Origin of the sequence: Bacillus sp. 41-22, assembly GCF_025809295.1 — a bacterium.
Taxonomy (GTDB): Bacteria; Bacillota; Bacilli; order Bacillales; family Bacillaceae_G; genus Bacillus_A; species Bacillus_A mycoides.
The window spans coordinates 3,180,278-3,201,749 of the sequence record NZ_CP084035.1; the positions used below are offsets into that span (position 1 = coordinate 3,180,278).

The window sequence follows — 21,472 nt, forward strand, 5'->3', positions numbered from 1 at the left end:
AAAATGAAATTTTTGTAGAAAATAATGAACTTTAAAAACTACTAAATTGCAAATATAAATACAAGGGAGCGTTTTATATGACTTCCTATCAAAAAATATCTTTAATAGTTATCACTCTTTTTTATCATTGTGATGTTTCTTTTAAATGAAGTCTTTATTTCTTAACACCAAACGAGAATGTACAACAAACTAAAAAGGCCTACTCACTCGAGTAGGCTTTTGAAACTATGAAAGCTTCGTTAATAATTGATTTAAATCTTTTTTCGTTTTCGTCGTTAATGACTTCATTTTATTAATATCGATTTTTTCTTTCTCCGCTCCTACAATTAACGGATACATACTTTGGCCAATTGTTTTATATTCAGTCGGATGTGATGCTTCTAGCTCTTTTTCAATGACATCCCACTTCTCATTAATTTGTTTTCCAAGTTTATTAACTGTTTCTAATTTAGGATTTGCAGCTAATTGCTTGTCCAAGCTTTCAATTAATGTAACGACTTCTTTTACATTTGTTTTCACAGCGACGTTTTTCTTCGGATCTTTCGTTGTTTTTCCGTTATTGTTTGTACTTGTACTTTGATCTGTTGTTTTTCCGCTAGTAGTTTGATCATTCGTTTTTCCGCTAGTAGTTTGATCATTCGTTTTTCCTGTCGTTTCTTTTTCTTTTGTTGTTTTGCCGTTACTTTCTGTTCCTGATGATTCCTTTGTATTTTTTGCATCCTTATCTGTTTTTTCATTCGAAGAAGTATTTGTGTCTTTTTCAGTATCTTTTGTTGTTTTTGACGCTTCATCTGCACTTGTCGTTTTCGATTGCTCTTCATTTTGTGCAGTTGCCTGATCCTTCTTCGCTGCATCTTTATCTGTGGAGGTACTACAAGCTGCCATTGTAAGCATTGTACCAATTGCTACTGATGCGATAGCGACCTTTTTCATTTTCATAAAAATCCCCCTATGTTTACAATTTTATCCTTCTCTTTACGATTCTATTTCCCCTTAAAAAATCCCTTTTCATACGAATCACCATCTTTCCGACAGTAATCTTCATAATAATACGTACAAAAAACGATAAATTCATTTTAATATTCGAGTTTTTTCTACTACATTTTCCTCCTCTGTAGCAAAAGAAAAAGAGTATGTTGTCACATGAAGATTTACAATCTACAAATGACAACATACTCCCCTATCAATTTTTTATCTTTCTTGACATTTTATTTATACAAAAAACAAAATAATTACTAATTTTTTTATTTCTCAACACTTGTTAACATAATATTTTTATGAATAACCACCGTTCGAATGAATGACTTGCCCAGTAACCCACTTCGCTTCTTCACTTACTAAAAAAGCAATTAAGCGTGCCGCATCCACCGGTTCTCCAACTCTTCCTTGCGGGAATTTCCATACTAAATGATGCTGTAATTCCTCTGTAATCCATCCTGTATTCGTTGGTCCTGGATCAACAGCATTGACTGTAATCCCCTTCTCCATAGCAACTGGTGCAACTGACTTTGTAAATGCTTCTATTGCTCCCTTTGTTGCTACGTATGCTAGTTCATCTGGCATCGGGCCTAATGACTGCCCAGAAGTAAGATTTATAATACTTCCACTCGTTTTAAGTGAAAAATGTTTAATAAATAATGAACTTAATAGCATAGGAGCACGAACATTAACCGTATAATGTTTATCTAGCTGTTCTACATCTAACTCTTTAATTTTCGTAGGAGTAGAATACGCCGCATTATTAATAAGAATAGATGGATCCCCTAAACGTTCTGATACCATATACAATACACGATTAGGCGAATAAGACTGCGATAAGTTGATTTCTGCCATTTCACATCGAACGCCGTAACTTTCAATTTCCTTTTTCAACAAAAAGGGCTCTTGATCATTCATTCCCCATGGCATCGCTTTATCATACCGAGGCCAGTACGTGAAAAAAATGTCTATCCCATTTTGAGCAAGCACCTTGCATACAGCTGCACCAATTCCATTCAGACGAGTTGCCCCTGTTACAATTGCTATTTTCTTCACCTTTTCTCCTCCATCTATGGATAAATCCCCTGCACGAATACAGAGGATCTACCTTTTTAATTAATATTTGACAATATACGCTCAGCGCCTAATTTTAAAATTTTAATAAAGATATAATTTACAATCGTAAACATTACAAATAAAACGATAAACATAATCCAAAGTCCTACTTGAAGGAAGAAGTATAATACACTTACACCCGCTACAATAACTAAAGCTATTAAAATATTAGCTAAAAAATTCCACAAAGTTGTATATCGACTTTTAAATAATTTCTGTTCTGTATCCCAATGAATATCTGCAGTTTGTGCATCCCAGCGTGTACCGATTAAATTAATTAACAATAAACCGTTCGCACTTAGTAAGAACCAAAGTATCATGAAGACTGGCGAAATACCTGCTACAAATGCCATTGTAATACCGAATACTCCTAAAATGACTACATTAATTAACCAGGCCGTTATCGCTTTCGCAAAAAAGATATCCGAAGCCTTTACTGGTAAGTAACGATTCACAAACCAAGAGCTTCCATCTCGTGAGAATGACGTTGTTGCAATAACGTTACTCCCCATTAAAAATAAGGATGCACAAAGGCCAACACCAATTGCGAAACCTGCTGATTCTGGATTATCAATATATTCCGTAATCCATTTTAAATTTCCATCTTGTACAAACAAAACAAAGAACAGCATAATTGGCATAACGAAAGTTTGCACAATACAATTTAAGAAAAATTGTGGCGTACGGAATAACGTTTTAAATTCTTTTTTCACATATGCTTTTAAATGAGAACTTTGTACTGTTGATTTCTGTAAACCTTCTGCTGAAATTACCTCTTTCTTTGCTGTACTCGTTGAAAGTCCAATAACCCCTTTTAAATATGTACGCTCTGCAATGTAATAAAACAAACCGAAAAATGCGATAGAAATAAGAATGTATATTAGTACGTATAATATTCCCTTCCACGATGCATTTTCTACTAATCCCATTGCACCAAAATATGTAGTTGGAAAATAATTTGTCATTTGTATGAAAAGGGAGGATTGATTATTTGTAAGATAATTCGCAACTGAATCTCCAGCTCCAGATACTGCACTTTTATTTCTCCATTGCATAAATACATTGATTCCGACGATAAATAGTATACTTACGATTCCAATAAATATACTTCCTCGATCTTTATTTTTCGCTATATTCGTATACCTCATAATAATTGTCATAATTAACGAAGCTAAAACTAGCGGAATGATCGGGAAGAATAAGTAAATGACAATCATATAAATGTAATATGTAATGAAAGCACCACTCTTTAAACCGTAAGTAATAAAGATAGGCAATAAAATAAACGAGCTCATTACATATTGTGTAATTAACACTGTAAAGAACTTTGCCGAAATAATTTGCGCTGGTTTTAACGGTAACGGTAGCAACATTTCAACATCATTACTATAGTAAAACACTGTTAAAATGTTCATAATACTCATCAAAAATACCCATATACTAGCAACTGCTAATCCCATCGCAATAACAATTCCTGGATCCTGTCCGAGGTGTATCATTCCTTCATATATTCCATGGGTCATCGAACCAAATATTAAAAAACCTACAAATAAAATGGCTGCAAATGAAAATAAATACGCCCATCTTTTCTTTTTATCTGTTATGAAATCTGCATAATTTAATTTCAATAATACTTTCGTTAACGTCAAAATTTTACTCATTGCCCGTCATCTCCAAGAACATTTTTTCAAGTGATTCATTGGATTCAAAATGATCTCTCATTTCATTTAAATTCCCTTTAAACTGAAGATTTCCCTTATTAATAATCGCGACGCGGTCACATATTTTTTCAGCTACTTCTAATACGTGTGTCGAGAAAAATACAATCTTCCCTTTATCTGCATGTTCTCTCATCATTTCTTTTAAAATATATGCAGATTTCGGATCAAGACCTGTTAACGGTTCATCTAAAATCCACACATCTGGTTCATGTACGAGCACACCGATAATAACAATCTTTTGTCTCATACCGTGTGAATAACTTTGAATTTGATCAGATAAAGCATTGTACAGATCAAACTTCTTCGCTAATGACTCTATTCGTTCTTGTCTTACTTCCTTCGGTACTTCATACATATCAGCCATAAAGTTTAAATATTCAATCCCTTTTAATCGTAAAAACATATCCGGGCTATCTGGAACATAGCCAAATGTTTTCTTCGCTTCCATCGGATTTTTCATAATATCTTTACCGTTGATTGTAATGGTTCCTTTGTCCACCCCATGAATACCAGTAATCATCTTAATTGTCGTTGATTTACCCGCACCATTCGGTCCTAAAAACCCAAATATTTCTCCACTCGGTACAGATAAACTTAAATCTTTTACTGCATAGGTAGATCCATTATAACTTTTTGACACATTCAAAATTTCGATCATTACATCCAATCCTTTCCTTAATTACCAATTAACTATATTAATATTATAGCATACTTATATTTTTAGATTTTTACATTTTTCAGTTTTTTTAACCTTTAAAATAAATATAAATTCCTAATCCAACGATTAAAACAACGGCTAGTATTATATAAATCATCGTAAGTCGTTTAATATTTCCTTTTGTCGCTTTACTATAATTCGCATCACCATTTCGCCCAATTAACACCGTTCCAATTACAGTAATAACTACAAGTAATATAACGATCATTATCCCAGTTAACATTTCGTCCTCCCCCTCCTTACATCCATTTTACGATATTTCCCTTTTTATTTTACAGAATATTTAACCTTTTTTACTATTATTATGAAATAAATCGCAAAACTATTATTACTATGAATTTCCATATGTGATATATTTATAACATATAGTGATTTATCCCACATTAACTGGCAGTAAGACTCCCACCTCAAAATTCGGCTGGAGCAAAGAAGTTAGGTGGGAGCCCTGCTGCCCGTAAACGCCCGATTGGTGAAGGCTAATAATCAGTGGGGGATGAACACCCCCCACTGATTAAAGTTTCACTTTATTTCTAACATCGAAAGGAGAATCTATCATGAAAACGACTTGGATAAAATATTTAGGATTTCTCGGTTTCTTTGGGTTTCTCGGATTTTTTTATGAAAAAGGATTGTTTACTATGTTCTGTTTCTTCTCCTTTTTCACGACGTATAGAAAAGTTCAACACGATGAACTATTTGAACAAATCGTCAATAAATCTTGCCGCAACGCCTTTATCGTTACGTTATTAACTACCGCTATCATTATCTTTATTGAAATGTTATTTCCGAATCCTACACTACAAGAGATTGATATTGCTCTTATTTTCAGCACACTCATTCTTACATTCGGATTCTCTACCTTCTTTTACGATAAACCAGTTGATGAAATGGAAGATGCACCATGGCGTTCGTAACGAAGATAAAAGAATACCGCGCCAAAGTACATATGACGCAGGAAGATTTAGCGAAAAAAGTTGGTGTACGTCGTGAAACGATTAGCCATCTCGAAAAAGGAAAGTATAACCCTTCCTTACAGCTTGCTCATGATATAGCGAGAGCACTTCATAGTACGATTGATGAGGTTTTTATTTTTGAGGATTAATAAAGGGCACCAAGTTTAATATATAATACTGAATCTAAAGTAATTAAAGATATACTAGACGACGCATGTTGTTTAACAATGTAGTTTTAAGGTGTATCAACACTTTGCTTGATACGCCTATTTTTTATGGTTTTTATCACTACATTCATCAAAGCGACCAGTATGTTGCAACGAAAATACCGTACTTTTTCCAGAACCACATAAAAAATACCAGTATTCTTTCCATGAAGAATACCGGTACTTCTCATTTATCCCACTATTTACGGGCAATAAGACCCCCACTGATTAAAGTTTCACTTTATCACCCATACAAAACAGCATGAAATACACCTAACAGTAAGTATTGATCCTCTATATAATCCTCATCATATACATCCATCTCGATATAATACATATCTTCCTCAAGACGAATATTCCAATCTGCGATTACATAGCCGTTTCGTAATAATTTTCCAAGCCCAATTGAAGTTTTGTGAACAACATATTCTTCTGTCTTATATGTAAAAGTAAATAAGAAATTTGCATCTAATAACTTTCCGTCACATACAAGTATTTTATGCTCTGCATCATTATTATCGATGTACGTTACTAAAATCCTTCTTTGACGCTGCCTACTTACATCCTTTGCAATGACGCGAATATTGTTCTTACTATCCTTTATTTCATAAATGATATTACTACCGACTTTCGGAATGAGGTCTAGCACTTTCATCAACGTATTTTTATAATAGCCCCGTACTGCGCCTACTCCTTCGCTTCCATTGTAAACCTCTATCGAAGTCGTATCCGCTTTACTATCACACAGTCGTTTATAAGAAAGCTGCATCATTCGCTCTCCTCTTAAGTACTGATCAAACGTCACAGGATATCCTATCGCGCGCAGTTCCTTATTTAGCTCATATAAATAGCGTTGAACGCTCTCTACTAATGTTGTAGTTGATATACGCTCTTGAAGTTCAAATTGCTGCCAACTGGAAAAAACTCTCCACTGACCTTCCTCTTCATATACGAATCCGAGAATTACTTCCTCACGGTCACTCGTTTCATAATTCAATTGTTCTTTCTGCCCATGTTGCACTTGTTCCATCCACTGTCCTAAATAAATGCCAAGCTCTGCAACCTTCATGCATGACTTCTGAAAAAATACGCTGTCACTCACGCGAATTGTTAAATCTCCTTCAATAAAGCCATTTGCATAAGCGGCATACCGTGGCTCATCCTTCTGCGGGATAGCCTTGTCTAACTCAAATAAAAACGTTAACATCCTTCACTCACCTCTAGTTGTTACACAGCTCATACATGACATCGCATCACTCTGAGAAACTATGTATATATGAATATTTAATTATCGCATTATAACACGTGAAAGACCTTAGTATAGTAGCGCTATTTTTGCTTCGCGAACTCCCTCATAATAGAATAACTATCCTTTTATTATTTTTTTCTTGACTTAGAGTTCACTCTAATTATTATAATCAACTCATAGTTCATTCACAATAAAATCAATTGGATAAAATTCAGGAGGGATCGGAAAAGCTAAAATCAAAAGTGGCTGACATTAACGCAGACCTGAATGTTGTCATTCGAACCTTTGATTTATCTGTTAATACAATTGTACATTAAGGTACTAATCAAATAAAAACCTACGATTTCCTGTACGTTAAGAAGTCAGTGATTCTTGCCTTATTTTACTTTCTCTTAATAGTCGTAAAGCTTCTATAATTTATTTAGTACATATAAAAAAGACGGAATCATAACATCAGCAAATTAGAAAATAAAACAGGATGGGAGTCAGTTATTATGGAGCAATCAAATAAAGCGTTTAGCCAGGCATTAGTAAAATCGTTAAGAGGAGAACGAGGACATCTTCCCATCAAGAATGCTTTATCGGATATAGACGTGGCGCTTGCGGGAAAACGCAGAGAGGAACTGCCTTATTCTATTTATCAATTAGTGAAACACATGACCTATTGGCAAGATTTTCTCTTATTATCCGCTCAGGGGAAGAAGCCTACATTGCCTGCCCATGTAAAAGAGAGCTGGCCTGAAGAAGAATGCCCTGGCAGTGAGGAAGAGTGGCAACAGATTATTCAGTATTTTCTTCAAGGGATTGAACAGGCATGCACGATCGCCCAAACTGTTCAATTGGACAAAACATTGGAGGAATGGCCTGGTGAAACCCCTGGCGGTGTTCTACGGAATATTGCATCTCATAACTCCTACCATTTAGGAGAAATTGTGCTGATTCGCAGATTATTTAGTGCTTGGCCACCGCCAACAGGCGGATATCCGGTCTAAACAAGGAAAGGGTTCCACTCCATGCCCATTAACTTAAGATTTTGAATTACACCCAAAACGAAATTTTTACCACTTTACAGTTATTTATGAGAATTAAATTCATTTTTTTCATTACTGGGGAACAAACATTTTTTAAACTTGATGGAGATAGGGTATAAAAATACAAATTTCATCTCCGAAAAAAATAAAAAAACGATTGCTTGGATCCTAAGAGGCAATCGTTTTTTTAGCTGTTTGTAATGACCAATTACAAACAGCTAAATATATTATTTTGTGTTATTTCTGTTTTCCAAAACCTTCTCCACATTAATCCTCAATTTCAATTCCAGCTTGTTTAAATAGTTCTAATTTTATTTCTGTTTTCTTTCAGTAAAATTGTTTTGACTTGGTGCCATCTTTTTTGTCTCATATCTTAGTATATGAAATTATATGCACGATTTTCAAATACATCTACCGTAACTTACAATATATCAACTATTCGACAAATCTTAACAAGATTAAAATGAGACTACCTTTTCTTCCGCCACTTCCACAATTTCTAAAATTTGTAGCAGGTTCTCCACTTCATAAGTCGGCTTAACACTCGTCGTATTCTCTTTTAAACTCGGATTATACCAACACGTATCAATACCGTAATCTTCTCCGCCTTTCATATCAGAAGTTAGCGAATCTCCAACCATTAGTACACTTGATTTATCAGTAATCCCAAACTTCTCAAAAGCATAATCAAAAATCTCACGCGCTGGTTTTTGATGGCCGACTTCTTCAGAAATAATAATATGATCAAAGAAGTTACATAAAGGCGAATTTCCAATTCTAGATTGTTGCACTTTTGTATATCCATTCGTAATGATACCTAACTTACAATCTTGAAGATTCTCACATAGTTTCACTGCACCATCTATAAGATGTACTTCTTTTCCTAAGTTTTCAAGGTATACATCACTAAATTGCTGCGCATCTACTTCTAGAGTATGAAGAGCAAATAATTGTCTAAATCGATCTACCGCTAATTCACTTAGCGTAATCATTTTATTCTCTAAATCTCTCCATAATCCATTACTAATCTCTTTATAACTTGCAAGATAATCATTATACCCTGTAGGCATGCCAAATTGTACAAACGCGTTATGTAATGCGTTTCTTTCTGTTTTAGGGAAATCTAATAATGTATCGTCTACGTCGAATAGTATTACTTTGTATTTCATGATGTTCGCCTCAATTCCTATATTCTCATAGCTTAATTATAGCAACAATAATAAAAGGAGGCTAATCCAATCAGCCTCCCTCCTCATTATTTATCCCGCATTAACGGGCAGTCCGATTGGTGAAGGCTAATAATCAGTGTGGATGCCCCCACACTGATTAAAGTTTCACTTTATCTTCTAGCAATAACACTTTCATTTCCTCTAACGATTCTTTCGTAAAGCCAAGAGCTTTTTCAGCGTATGCTTCCACTGATCCATATTGCTTTTTAACTTCATCAATCGCAGCTTGTAAATACTCAGCACGTGCTTCAAACATTGCACCTAATATTGCTCTACTTTCGTCGTTCTGTAATTTCGCACCTAAAAAGGCCATCATTTTTTCATTTAACTTTTCACGGAAACCGTTACTTAGTAAGTAGTCTTCCATTACTGTTTTTTCCGGTACACCTAGTAAAAGTAATAATAATGCTGAGCCAAATCCTGTACGGTCTTTTCCAGCTGTACAGTGGTTTACTAACGGTAAGTTTTCCGGGTTTTGCGCCAGTTTTAAGAAGCTCACGAATGCTTCATTACCACTTACGAAATCTTGATTCATTTTCACAAGATACTCGCCTGGTTTCCCTAACATAGAAAGGTCACCAACTTGGAAAAATTCATTTATATTCAAGTCTTTCGCCAAGTCTTGCATAACTGGTAAGCACACTTGACGAGCACCTGTAACACTTGGGTTCGGCTTATGCTTCACTTCAAAATCTGTACGGTAGTCACAAATTAATTTTAAGCTAGACTTCTGTAAATACTCGATATCCCATTCTGTTAATCCTGCTAATTCTTCAGAACGATACAATTTACCCCATTTTACTTTACGGCCTTCAGTCGTTTCATATCCTCCCATATCACGGAAGTTAAACGCACCTTGTAATGGTAATCTACGCTCAGCTACTGTCACTGCTTGTCCATTACTTCCTACTAACCTAAAATATGGACGCTCATTTTCACTCGGGTTTTCAATTGTACATGCTGAATCCCCACTTACTGTTACAAGTAATTCTCCATTTTCTTCAATATGATTTGGTGAAGTACTCCAATAAATACGAACTTCTTCTATATTATTTTCCCACTTTATATGTAACGTATTATCTTCATTTCGTTCTACAGTTGCTTGTAGCCAATTTCTTTGTTGCTTCATACTTTCACCAACGCTTTCTTCGTATAGTCTAATCCTTCTCTATTGTATTATAGGAACGCTTACTTTGTCGTTTCGATTTTTCTTTTTATCTTACAAACATGCAAAAAGTTCTTTTACTTGTTCATAAGTTGTACACGGATTCCCGCTAAATGAGTTCGAGAGAGTAAGCCATCCATCCTTCTAAAACCTTCTCACATATCGCTCAGTAGAGCTCAGCTGCTGACATCCGTTCTTTTCAAAGACATCCTTCATCCACTCGTTTTGTACATTTGTCTCGCCAATATAATAAGATGCGCCTATTTCTTTTAAGACAAACATTGCCCCTGTAAAGAATGCTGCTTCATACCCTTTATTTCGCATATTTGGAGCGACTGCGAAATACATAAGTTTTCCTTCTTCTAACGTACCTCTTTCAATATGCGGGATTACAATTCCTATTGGCTCTTCATCGATACTTGCTGTTAAACAATGTTCTTTCCATTGCCCACCTATTTCTTGTAGCATCGTATTTACAAATTGATCATAATCGATTTGTTCTCCCGTCACTTCATTCCACAGTGAATAAAAAGCGTCTTCGCCCATCTCTTCAATAAGCTTAAAATCAATATCACTTTTTATATCTTCCACTTCATATATATCCTTAAATACAATCATGTTTTCAGTAATATATTCAAATGAATACGTTTCGAAACATTTCTTATACACATCATAATTTGGGCTTTTTGAAGAAATCTCAAATTGAAATTCTTCTATTCCATCTTTTTCAGCTTCAGCAACGCAATATTGCATTATCTCTTCTAATTGCTCTTCTGTAAAAACCTCTGCATCATTTTCTTTTATCATTATAGAAGAAGCATTTTTTCTTATTTTAAAATGTTTTTCTAACTGTTCTATAGTCATCATATACTTCCCTCATCTATGTCATACTCGAATTTCTACTTGTTCTCCTTGCATGAGCAGGATTGTCCTTGAATATATAGAATACTAGAAAACATCGCATCTTTAAAGTGCGGAGGAGGTTCTCCATTGGATATTACAGCGCTGCAACAACAGTTAGAGCTTATACAACAAAATGACTATACGCAACTGCAACATATAGATATTAATGAGTTAACGCTCAATATGCTTCAGTATATCGGAACAACTGATAGTTACGTTCGTTACCAACTTATATATAAATGTTTTGCACATTTCATTCATCATGAATTCCTTATGGATGATCAGTTGAAATTACTTCTACAAACTTGTTTAAGTGATGAGTATTTATATTGTGACATTCACTCCCCACTTACAGATGGGGTTTTCACACGTTCTTATACTGTTTCGTTACTTGCATTAATACTCCAATTCGCTAACTCGCACTACTTTTTTACAGAGGAGGATATCGAAGAAATAAAAAACAAACTCATTACATACACAAACTTAGAAATGGATTTTCGAGGCTATATTGAAAATAAAGGATGGGCTCATTGTCTTGCCCACGTATCTGATGCCTTTTCTGAAATTGTTCACAATTCCTATACGACCTTTGAATGGTACGAGGAATTAATTCATTGTTTATTAAATAAAATTTTCATCCCATCGGATCTTTTTCATAATAATGAAGATGAACGAATTGTTACACCGTTACTATCTATGCTATATCATGACTTCCCGCAAGATGAGTTAATTTCAATTATTTATAAAAAAATAAAAAGGCTTCCTCAAATTAGAAAACGCCTTTCCCTTAATGAGTATTGTATTTTATGCGCAAACATTAAAATCTTTTTACGCACATTATTTTTTAGAACAAAAGATGATCATAACTTAGCATTTACAGCACGTAAAACAGAAAAAATGTTAAAAGAACTGCCTAATTATTATTAAATATAAGGAGAAGAATTATGGGCTATATTGAGGACATGAGAAATCTAGTAGGAAATCATCCACTCATTTTAATCGGATCACACGCCATTATATTAAATGAGAAAAATGAAATATTATTGCAGCTCCGTACAGATTTTAATCGCTGGGGCATTATTGGTGGCGCCTTAGAATATAACGAAACGTTAGAAGACGCTTTACAACGAGAAGTATATGAAGAAACTGGACTTATCATTAAAAATCCAGAACTATTCCGTACATACTCAGGACCTGATTTCTTTCAAATCTATCCAAACGGCGATCAAGTACATGGTGTACTCGTTGTTTATATTTGCCGAGAATTCCACGGTCAGCTTATATGTGATCAAACTGAGTCAAAAGAATTACGCTTCTTTCCGCTTGATGAGTTACCTATTACTCTTCATCCAGTTATTGAACGTATTATTAGGGAGTTTCAGCACTCCAATTAAAAAACATTACATATTGTATATAGAAATAAAACAACCTCATTTCCCGTCATGATAACGCGAAATGAGGTTGTTATCGTTCAGCATAAATCCCTATTCCCCCAAAAATAACCAAATGATATTAACGTTCACTTTCTACAGCTGTATATCCCCTTACAAATAAGAGTGTTATATAAGAAGTAATGAATGAAAAAATAGTATACATGCCCACCCAAAAGAAAAATGATGGATCATACAATGTAACATTTAACATAAGAAAAATGAGAAATATTACCATTGGCATCACATAAAATGTACCTAATTTATATGTCCCAGTTATTGAAAAAATAAAAATAAGCAATGGATATATACAGAAAATAAAAATGAATTCACTCACTGTTATGTCCCCCTTTCTGAAGAAATAATAGGTTTCTCGTAAACATTTTGGGGAACAACAAAGTTTTATTTTTTATCAGTTATTAATAAATATAATGTTAGATTGTTATCTCAATCTGATTTCCTTCAGGATCACTTACTACACTTTCATAGTAACCATCCCCTGTAGTACGCGGGCCGTTTAACACAGGGTATCCTGCTTCTCTTAATGTATTAGTTAATTCGTTCACTTTTTCTTTACTACCTACAGAAAAAGCAATATGCGCATATCCTATTGTTTGTACTTGTGTTTTACCGTCTATCCCTACTTGTCTCATAAGTTCTAGACGCGCTCCACCTTCAAAAGTTATAAAATAAGATTCAAACTGCTTTTTCGAATTGTGATATAAGCTATTTTCTTCACCACCAAAGTACTGTTTATAGAAATCACGCATTCCTTCTAAATCATTTACCCAAATTGCTACATGTTCAATTTTCATAATCGACACCTTTTCTTTTACAGTATTCAACCAACAATTTGATATTTAATTTTCTTTGCTTGTTCTTGTTATCATCAGATCAAGTCCAAGACTTTTTAATCCATATAAATAATCTTCTTTCCAATCGCTCACTGTTATTTTTGGAATATGTTCCGCTGGAATGTACTTCGGACAACTTTTTACAATTTGATCTATTACAAATTGATTCACTTCATCGTTACAGAAAATAAACACATGAGGATTAATAATAGCTATAAATGCAGAGATTAAACGGGTAATAGCATCTATATTATATTTCTCTGGATTATTAGAATCTCTCACTTCATCTCCACTTCTCAAAGCTTGTAAGAAATTTTTATTATCATACTGCGGAACGAAAGATATCTCTCCTGAGAAAAAGGTACTTCCTCTTACCACATCTCCATTTATCATAATACCTGCACCTGGACCATTTTGACCTGAATACAAATATACAAGAGATGAATTATCATCATTTCCAGTGTTTTTATAATAGCCAAGGACTGCGGCATTCATATCGTTTTCTATTACTACAGGTATAGAAAACAGGTCCTCCAAGTGACTTTTCAAATTAAAATTCTGAAACTTTTCATAACCAGGTATATAAAAAATACGACCATTATCAACCGAACCGGGCACACCAATTGATATAGAGCTTATTTTCGGAAATGTAGCTATAAGACTTTCTATATGTTTAGATAATAGGTTTACGCCAGTATCAATTAATACACTTGAAGTACTTCCTTGTTCTTTTACTTCCCCTAAACAGTTAAAAATTGTATAGTTCGTCTCATTTTTTTCTAAAAATATCGCTAAACCTAACATATATTCCGGATTATACGCATATCGTTTCGCTCTTCTTCCGCCACTTGAATCATCTAAACCGACTAGAGTGATTTCTCCGTCTTGTTTCATTTTTTCTATAAATTTACTCACAGTTGGAAAACTGATTTCTAATGTATTACTAAGTTCAACTTTCGTTGCACTACCTTGCTCTAGAAGAGCTGTACGAATGCCGCGAAGGATCGTCTCTTTAATCGATTTTTGAGTAACAAATTGTTCACTCAAATCGCTCACCACCTTAATCAACATACTTATTAAACACTTTTAATAAGTTGCGTTGACAATATATCATACATCATTTTCTAAAGCAATAGAGATGATACATTTCCGCTGGCATGCACTCCTTATTTAGCTCGATTTATTCTCTCTCGTAACAGACGATACAATTCCAGACAAGAGAACAAATAATAAAACAGCTAACAAGGCATTGCGTATCCCGAATGCTTCCCCCAGTATACCTAAGAATGGTGGTCCGACTAAAAATGCTGTATAACCGATTATAGAAACTGCAGCAACATTAGAAGTCGCATTTTCACGGTCATCTCCAGCAGCTGACAGACCAATTGGGAACCCTAGCGCTGCACCAATCCCCCACAGTACTACACCAAATGCTAGAAAATACGAATTACTCCCAAATATTACGATTGAAATTCCTAGAATCGCCATCATAATGGTGGCACGTACGACAGCGACACGACCGAATCGATCAAGGAAATAGCTGCTACACATACGAGTTAACGTCATTGCTAATACAAAAATTGTGTACATAATAGAACCTGCCACTATACTTTGCTCGTGTCCATCTACCATCACGATAGGTAGCCAATCATTTGCACTACCTTCTGCAAATGCCATTCCGAGTACAAAAAGACCAATTAAAAGCACCTTTTTTTCCATACGTAAGGTCGTATGCTTCTCTCTCCTTTTGTTCCACGATTTCTCCTTCTTTCCTGTTCCATGCGGAAGAAAACGATACACCATACATACAAGTAATACAAACACGACCGAAATCGCAAGAAACTGATACAGAATCGGGATGTGAAGCGACGCTGCGACAGAACCACTGAGCGCGCCTACTAAAGTTCCTACACTAAAAAAGCCATGGAATTTCGGAAGAAGAGTTGTTCCTAATTTCTGCTCAATGGAAGAACCTTCTACATTCAATGCGACTTCCGCCAATCCGTAGCCTACTCCAAATACTAGTAAGCTACTAAAAGCCCCCATACTAGAAACAAAATAAATATTTATACCTAAACAAATCAATCCAACAATCATAAAAAACATACTGCCTATAATAACGTCTCTAGCTCCCTTACAGTCAATGAAGCGGCTTGCACTCAGTAAACCAATTATTGAACCGACAGATAGTCCGAATAAAATCCAGCCCATTTCTGCATTTGACACTGCTAACATATCTCGAGTAGCTGCTGTTCTTGAAATCCATGTAGCAAACGCGACACCTGGCAAAGCAAATAAGAGAAAAAGAGCATTTCGAGAGGCAAGTAATGTCTTTGTATGATTATACGCACTATTTTTCTTCATATGAAACACCTTTCACATTGTCTATACGATACGACACCAGTTTATTCATGCATCCGTGAAAAATGATTTCTATAAGTCTATCATTTTCATAACTTTGGCTGGATTACCACCAACTACTACATTATTAGGTACATCTTTTGTCACAACTGCCCCTGAAGCAATTACAGCGTTGTCTCCAATTGAAATACCAGGGTTAATAATAGCTCCCCCACCAACCCAAACATTGTTACCAATCTTTACAGGCTTTCCATATTCTTTTCCAGAATTCCGCTCTACCGGATGTAAAGGATGAGTGGCCGTATAAATATGGACACCAGGTGCAAACATACAATTATCACCGATTCGAACTTCACAAACGTCCAAAATAACACAATTGAAATTTGCGAAAAAGCTCTTTCCAATGTGGATATTGTAGCCGTAATCACAACGAAAATCAGGATTAATGTGGGTTTTTCCGTCAGCTGAAGAACCTAAAAGCTGCTCTAACAAGGTAAAGCGGCTTTCATCACCAGTCTCCATCGCCTCGTTATAAAGGCGTGTTAAACGTTTTGCCTCAATCCTATCAGCTACTAATTCTTCGTCATCCGCAATATACATTTCTCCCGCCAACATCTTTTCTTTCTCAGTTTTCATCTAATCATCTCCTTCGTTATCGAATGAATCAAACTTATTAAACACGTTTAATAAGTAACCCTATATTAACATATTTTTATTAATATGCAATTAATAAATTCAGTAAAAAATGCGAATCCCTCATTTTACATGCAGATAAAACGAATAAATAATTAAGATTCACATAGAAAAAAACAAGGGAGCGCTCAGCGTCCCCTCTCAAATCCAATCTGTTTTTTAATTTCCACCAAATTCACCTTCGCAATAGCCCGCGCCCTCTCAGCACCTTTTTCTAACGCTTCATATAGTAAATGTGGATCATTCATATAATTTCCGTATTTTCCCCTAGGTCCTGAGAGTTCACGATTTACAACGCGGAATAACTCTTTTTTCACATCGCCCCATCCGATTCCAGTCTCATACTTTTCGCGTAACGCCTGAATTTCGTCTTCCTTCGCAAATTCTTTATATATCATAAATAACGTTTCTAGTTCTTTCGGTTCATTCGGAAGTGAGGAATCTGTTTTTATTTTAAATATTAACTTTCTAAGTTTTTCTTGCTCTGCAAATAATGGGATAACATTTCCGTAACTTTTACTCATCTTTCTTCCATCAAGTCCCGGTAAAATTGCCCCTTCTTCTTGTATGACATACTCTGGAAGCGTAAATGTCATACCAAATGTATGATTAAAGTACGTCGCAATGTCACGAGCAATTTCAATATGCTGAATTTGATCTTTTCCGACAGGTACATGAGTAGCTTGAAATAATAATATATCAGCCGCCATTAAAATCGGGTACGTATATAATCCCATATTCACACCTGCATCAATTTCTAATCCCGCTTCTTTATTTTGCTCTACCTTCGCTTTATATGCATGGGCACGATTCATAAGTCCTTTCGGAGTTAGACAAGCTAATATCCAAGCTAATTCTAGAATCTCTGGCACTTCTGTTTGTCGATAGAAAATAACATCTTCTCCAAGTCCGAGTGATAACCATGTAGCTGCTACCTCTTTCGTGTAACTACTGAACTTTGCTGGATCATGCACAGCATTTAACGCATGATAGTCTGCTATGAAATATAACGCTTTTCCTTCTTTGTTTTTTGACATTTGTAATGCAGGTTTAATCGCACCAATATAATTGCCTAAATGCGGGTAACCTGTTGGTTTAATTCCTGTTAACATAATTTTCTCGCTCATCCTAACTCCTCCTTTCTCAAAATAAAAAGAGCCCCTCATCCTAAAAAAAGGACGAGAGACTCCCGCGGTACCACCTTAATTAGCTATATTATAGCTCACTTCAACTTCTTAACGTGAAGTAACCGTCTTCGCCTACTCATTTAAGCTAGAAGCTCCAGAGCCCATTCCATATTCATCACTTACTGATTCCCACCAAATATCAGCTCTCTGAAAAGTTTTGAATATGTACTCTTCTCTTTCATTGCTTTTTAGTTTTTTTTACAGTTTATCACATTTCCTTTCCAATTAAACCCTAATTTTTTGTTTTATATAGCAGGAATTTCCACCTTAATTGTCTAATAATATATAGGTTTGCAGAAATACTCGAAACAACTTTGGAGGTTTTTTCATGGTAAAATATATATCCATTTTAGGTTCAACAGGATCCATTGGCACATCTGCATTAGATGTCGTTTCCGCTCATCCTGAACATTTTAAAATCGTCGGTTTAACCGCAAATTATAATATCGATCTTCTCGAAAAACAAATCGAATCTTTTCAGCCTCGTATTGTAAGCGTAGCGACAAAAGAATTAGCGGACACATTACGTTCTCGTATTTCAACAAATACAAAAATTACATATGGAACTGATGGTTTACTTGAAGTATCTACCCATCCTGATACAAATCTTGTATTAAGTTCAGTTGTCGGTGTTTCAGGTTTACTCCCAACAATTGAAGCATTAAAGGCGAAGAAAGATATCGCTATCGCTAACAAAGAAACTTTAGTTGCAGCTGGACATATCGTCACCGAACTAGCGAAACAAAACGGATGCCGCCTAATTCCAGTTGATAGTGAACATTCAGCCATTTTCCAATGTTTAAATGGGGAAAATAATAAGGAAATCGAAAAATTAATTGTTACAGCTTCTGGCGGCGCTTTTCGTGATAAAACACGTGAAGAAATGAAAATATTACAAGCGAAGGATGCTTTAAAACACCCAAACTGGTTAATGGGCGCAAAACTAACGATAGATTCTGCCACGTTAATGAATAAAGGGTTTGAAGTGATGGAAGCTAAGTGGCTATTCGATATTCCTTATGAAAAAATTGATGTTATGATTCATAAAGAAAGTATCATTCACTCTTTAGTGGAATTTATTGATGGATCAGTCATGGCACAGCTCGGTGCTCCTGATATGAGAATGCCGATTCAATATGCGTTTCACTACCCTACTCGACTACCTTCATCCTATGAAAAATTAAATTTATTAGAAATTGGTAGTTTGCATTTTGAAAAACCAAATTTAGAGAAGTTCCCCTGTCTACAATATGCATTTGAATGTGGAAAAATTGGCGGTACAACTCCAGCCGTATTAAATGCAGCGAACGAAATTGCAAATGCACTATTTCTTAAAAATGAAATTGCATTTTTCGATATCGAAAAAACAATTTACAATACAGTTGAAGCTCATCATAACGTAAAAGATCCTTCACTCGATGATATATTAGAAGCTGATCAATGGGCACGCCAATACACAAATCAATTGTTAATGAAAAAGAGCTAAAACAGGTTTCTCTGTTTTAGCTCTTTTTTCACGTATTCAACTTCACAAATCTATAACCGTGCGTAACTAAAACTTTTAATATCGCATACCCTGGAATTGCTAAAATAATCCCCATAATTCCAAATAAATTCCCCGCAGTTAAAATGATAAATATAATAGTAATCGGGTGAATATCTAACTTTTTCCCCATGACTTGCGGAGAAATAAATTTACCTTCTGCTAATTGTACAATCATCATAACGATAATTACTTTTAACACCATTGATGGCGAGTCGATAAATGCGATAATTAAAGCTGGTGTAATTGCAATGATTGGTCCTACGTACGGAACGATATTTACAATCATCGCTAAAATAGCAAGTAGTACCGCATATTTAATACCAATAATAAGATAACCGATTAATAGCATAATACCGATAAATAAACTAACAATAATTTGTCCTCTAATATACGAACTAATCGCATAATGCATATCATCTAGTATTCTCTTCGCAGCTGGTTGTCTTTGCTCAGATATAAACTTTAAAAAATGATTCGGTAATTGCTCACCATCTTTTAAAAGATAGAACAAAATAAATGGAACCATTACAAATGTTAAAACAACTTCAGTAATTGTACTTAAAAATCCAGTTACATTTCCTGTTACTGATGATAATGATTTTGTAAAGTTCATTGTAGAATCTTTTACAATATTAGCAAAATCAACATTTAAACTTTCCTGCATTCTACCAATTACATTACTTTCTCCAAATTTACGTGCTGCCCTTTCGATTTCATGCCCGAAATATGGCAAGTTATCTATTAAAGCATTTACTTGATCTTTAATAATTGGAATAACCGTGACCGCAAGAAAAACAAATAATCCAAGAACAATTATATATATCGAGGCAATTGACACAATTCTCGACACACCTTTTCTTTCTAAAAGAGAAACGAATGGATGCAATATATAAAATAGTACTCCCGCTAATAATACTGGGAAAAAGATTGTTTTTAAAAATACGACGAACGGTGTAAAGACGAATGATATTTTTGTAAGTAATAATATATTTACAAACAGCAACGCGAATCCAAGTAGTACAGCTAAATAATTTTGTTCTTTAAAAAACTTTTTCAACTTATCTCTTTTTCTTATATTTACTTTCTCCAAATGTACCACCTCTCTAATTAGGAAAAGCCCTAAAAGGGCTTTATAAAACAATCAGTAATAACCTTTATTTTCTTGCAACTTTTACTACAAATGATACAATAAGAATTAACACAATTGCACCTAATAATGCTGGCACGACATGAATCCCACCAAATGATGGCCCAAAAGATCCAAATAATCTACTACCTAACCAAGCTCCTAGTAAACCAGCAATTATATTTCCAAACATACCAGCTGGAAAATTTTTACCCGTTATAGAACTAGCAATTATACCTATAATAGCACCAACTATTAATGTAATAATCCATCCCATTTTTAGTCCCTCATTTCTATTATAGTTTGTATTATCAAATACAAGAGTAGCTAAACTCTTATATAAGATTACGTATTTATCTACGCTAACCATATCCTACTATAGAAATATACCTACGAACATTTTATGTATGGAGATACATATATTATATGCAAAAAAGAAAAAAATTGTCAAACTTACCCACAAATCAATTATATTAATATATCATATTTAAAGGAGGCGTTATTATCTATGATTCATAAATTACTTCCCACTTCTTATGAAGTAGCAACATCCATTTTAAATGTTCAACTTCCAGCTTATAAAATTGAAGCAGACTTTTTAAACAGTACTGCAATACCTCGTTTATATGATACTGTAAACGATATTCAAAATTGTGATGAAACATTCTATGGATATTTCTCTGAAAATAAACTCGTCGGCTTTATTTCTTTTATACAAGAAGAAGAACTAATCGATATCCACAGATTAGTTGTATCGCCCAATTTTTTTCAAAAAGGAATCGCAACGAAACTGCTACTTTATATATTTAACATGTTCTCGTCTTCAATGACATACATTGTACAAACAGGTAAAGCCAATACTCCAGCTCTCGCATTATATAAAAAACACAGCTTCATTGAAGTAACAGATACAACACTACCTGATGGCATGATCCTTACGCAACTAAAAAGACAGAAAACACAAAATAGTTTGACTTAATTGTTTATTTATGTTATTTTTTACTTT

24 protein-coding genes and 1 other annotated feature are annotated in these 21,472 nt (G+C 34.5%); of the genes, 7 read left to right on the forward strand and 17 right to left on the reverse strand.

What is annotated here, in order from left to right:
• Positions 1–225: 225 nt before the first annotated feature.
• From LCF45_RS16230 to LCF45_RS16250, 5 genes are all read right to left on the reverse strand, one after another.
• Positions 226–939: a hypothetical protein gene (locus tag LCF45_RS16230; protein ID WP_078206702.1), complete on the reverse strand. Its 714-nt coding sequence runs from the start codon at positions 937–939 to the stop codon at positions 226–228.
• Between the two features lie 336 nt (positions 940–1,275).
• Positions 1,276–2,034 carry an SDR family oxidoreductase gene (locus LCF45_RS16235; protein ID WP_063226515.1) on the reverse strand — a complete coding sequence of 253 codons (759 nt, stop codon included), beginning with the start codon at positions 2,032–2,034 and terminating at the stop codon, positions 1,276–1,278.
• Positions 2,035–2,090: 56 nt separating this feature from the next.
• Positions 2,091–3,755: a putative ABC transporter permease subunit gene (locus tag LCF45_RS16240; protein ID WP_002128285.1), complete on the reverse strand. Its 1,665-nt coding sequence runs from the start codon at positions 3,753–3,755 to the stop codon at positions 2,091–2,093.
• A complete protein-coding gene (locus tag LCF45_RS16245; RefSeq protein WP_002033261.1) occupies positions 3,748–4,473 on the reverse strand; it encodes an ABC transporter ATP-binding protein in 726 nt (241 codons plus the stop codon). Before LCF45_RS16245 ends, LCF45_RS16240 begins: the two co-directional genes overlap by 8 nt.
• A gap of 88 nt (positions 4,474–4,561) precedes the next feature.
• Entirely contained in the window at positions 4,562–4,756 is a 195-nt protein-coding gene (locus tag LCF45_RS16250; protein ID WP_002128286.1) for a hypothetical protein, read from the reverse strand.
• Positions 4,757–5,087: 331 nt separating this feature from the next.
• On the opposite strand from LCF45_RS16250, the gene LCF45_RS16255 reads away from it, so the two are divergent.
• Together LCF45_RS16255 and LCF45_RS16260 are read left to right on the forward strand one after the other, a co-directional pair.
• Positions 5,088–5,447 carry a DUF3796 domain-containing protein gene (locus tag LCF45_RS16255; RefSeq protein WP_002033294.1) on the forward strand — a complete coding sequence of 120 codons (360 nt, stop codon included), beginning with the start codon at positions 5,088–5,090 and terminating at the stop codon, positions 5,445–5,447.
• A complete protein-coding gene (locus tag LCF45_RS16260) occupies positions 5,435–5,635 on the forward strand; it encodes a helix-turn-helix transcriptional regulator (RefSeq protein WP_002084410.1) in 201 nt (66 codons plus the stop codon). The genes LCF45_RS16255 and LCF45_RS16260 overlap by 13 nt, the downstream gene beginning before the upstream one ends.
• A gap of 301 nt (positions 5,636–5,936) precedes the next feature.
• On the opposite strand, the gene LCF45_RS16265 is transcribed toward LCF45_RS16260, so the two are convergent.
• A complete protein-coding gene (locus tag LCF45_RS16265) occupies positions 5,937–6,899 on the reverse strand; it encodes a tubby C-terminal domain-like protein (RefSeq protein ID WP_263892973.1) in 963 nt (320 codons plus the stop codon).
• Between the two features lie 536 nt (positions 6,900–7,435).
• Between LCF45_RS16265 and LCF45_RS16270 the strand changes: the two genes are divergently transcribed.
• The gene (locus tag LCF45_RS16270; RefSeq protein ID WP_002128293.1) at positions 7,436–7,933 is read left to right on the forward strand and encodes a DinB family protein; all 498 of its coding nucleotides are present in this window, start codon (positions 7,436–7,438) and stop codon (positions 7,931–7,933) included.
• Positions 7,934–8,430: 497 nt separating this feature from the next.
• On the opposite strand, the gene LCF45_RS16275 is transcribed toward LCF45_RS16270, so the two are convergent.
• The 3 genes from LCF45_RS16275 to LCF45_RS16285 form a co-directional block, all read right to left on the reverse strand.
• The gene (locus LCF45_RS16275; RefSeq protein WP_078206700.1) at positions 8,431–9,141 is read right to left on the reverse strand and encodes a YjjG family noncanonical pyrimidine nucleotidase; all 711 of its coding nucleotides are present in this window, start codon (positions 9,139–9,141) and stop codon (positions 8,431–8,433) included.
• Between the two features lie 157 nt (positions 9,142–9,298).
• Positions 9,299–10,330 carry a tyrosine-protein phosphatase gene (locus LCF45_RS16280; protein ID WP_002128296.1) on the reverse strand — a complete coding sequence of 344 codons (1,032 nt, stop codon included), beginning with the start codon at positions 10,328–10,330 and terminating at the stop codon, positions 9,299–9,301.
• Between the two features lie 180 nt (positions 10,331–10,510).
• Positions 10,511–11,233 carry a GNAT family N-acetyltransferase gene (locus tag LCF45_RS16285; RefSeq protein WP_002128297.1) on the reverse strand — a complete coding sequence of 241 codons (723 nt, stop codon included), beginning with the start codon at positions 11,231–11,233 and terminating at the stop codon, positions 10,511–10,513.
• Between the two features lie 123 nt (positions 11,234–11,356).
• On the opposite strand from LCF45_RS16285, the gene LCF45_RS16290 reads away from it, so the two are divergent.
• Positions 11,357–12,196: a DUF2785 domain-containing protein gene (locus LCF45_RS16290; RefSeq protein WP_002013997.1), complete on the forward strand. Its 840-nt coding sequence runs from the start codon at positions 11,357–11,359 to the stop codon at positions 12,194–12,196.
• A gap of 17 nt (positions 12,197–12,213) precedes the next feature.
• Positions 12,214–12,663 (forward strand): NUDIX hydrolase, encoded by a 450-nt coding sequence (locus LCF45_RS16295; protein WP_002128299.1) that lies wholly within the window; start codon positions 12,214–12,216, stop codon positions 12,661–12,663.
• A 118-nt stretch (positions 12,664–12,781) separates the two neighbouring features.
• Here the strand turns inward: LCF45_RS16295 and LCF45_RS16300 are convergent, their stop codons facing one another.
• From LCF45_RS16300 to LCF45_RS16325, 6 genes are all read right to left on the reverse strand, one after another.
• Complete coding sequence (locus LCF45_RS16300) at positions 12,782–13,036, reverse strand: YbeF family protein (RefSeq protein WP_078203909.1); 255 nt, start codon at positions 13,034–13,036, stop codon at positions 12,782–12,784.
• 97 nt (positions 13,037–13,133) lie between these two features.
• A complete protein-coding gene (locus LCF45_RS16305) occupies positions 13,134–13,514 on the reverse strand; it encodes a VOC family protein (RefSeq protein ID WP_002128301.1) in 381 nt (126 codons plus the stop codon).
• A gap of 45 nt (positions 13,515–13,559) precedes the next feature.
• The gene (locus LCF45_RS16310) at positions 13,560–14,600 is read right to left on the reverse strand and encodes an ROK family transcriptional regulator (RefSeq protein ID WP_078203910.1); all 1,041 of its coding nucleotides are present in this window, start codon (positions 14,598–14,600) and stop codon (positions 13,560–13,562) included.
• Between the two features lie 123 nt (positions 14,601–14,723).
• Positions 14,724–15,917 (reverse strand): MFS transporter, encoded by a 1,194-nt coding sequence (locus LCF45_RS16315; RefSeq protein ID WP_003190495.1) that lies wholly within the window; start codon positions 15,915–15,917, stop codon positions 14,724–14,726.
• Positions 15,918–15,986: 69 nt separating this feature from the next.
• Positions 15,987–16,550, reverse strand: a complete 564-nt coding sequence (locus LCF45_RS16320) for a maltose acetyltransferase domain-containing protein (RefSeq protein ID WP_002033363.1) — start codon at positions 16,548–16,550, stop codon at positions 15,987–15,989.
• A 185-nt stretch (positions 16,551–16,735) separates the two neighbouring features.
• Positions 16,736–17,773 (reverse strand): tryptophan--tRNA ligase, encoded by a 1,038-nt coding sequence (locus tag LCF45_RS16325; RefSeq protein ID WP_078203911.1) that lies wholly within the window; start codon positions 17,771–17,773, stop codon positions 16,736–16,738.
• Positions 17,774–17,778: 5 nt separating this feature from the next.
• Positions 17,779–17,985: a binding site (T-box leader), on the reverse strand.
• Between the two features lie 137 nt (positions 17,986–18,122).
• Between LCF45_RS16325 and LCF45_RS16330 the strand changes: the two genes are divergently transcribed.
• Entirely contained in the window at positions 18,123–19,280 is a 1,158-nt protein-coding gene (locus LCF45_RS16330) for a 1-deoxy-D-xylulose-5-phosphate reductoisomerase (protein ID WP_002014005.1), read from the forward strand.
• Between the two features lie 28 nt (positions 19,281–19,308).
• Here the strand turns inward: LCF45_RS16330 and LCF45_RS16335 are convergent, their stop codons facing one another.
• A complete protein-coding gene (locus LCF45_RS16335) occupies positions 19,309–20,430 on the reverse strand; it encodes an AI-2E family transporter (RefSeq protein WP_002128308.1) in 1,122 nt (373 codons plus the stop codon).
• Positions 20,431–20,494: 64 nt separating this feature from the next.
• On the reverse strand, positions 20,495–20,743 hold the full coding sequence (locus LCF45_RS16340) for a GlsB/YeaQ/YmgE family stress response membrane protein (protein WP_002014007.1): 249 nt from the start codon (positions 20,741–20,743) through the stop codon (positions 20,495–20,497).
• Between the two features lie 231 nt (positions 20,744–20,974).
• Between LCF45_RS16340 and LCF45_RS16345 the strand changes: the two genes are divergently transcribed.
• Complete coding sequence (locus LCF45_RS16345) at positions 20,975–21,445, forward strand: GNAT family N-acetyltransferase (RefSeq protein WP_002128309.1); 471 nt, start codon at positions 20,975–20,977, stop codon at positions 21,443–21,445.
• Positions 21,446–21,472 lie beyond the last annotated feature (27 nt).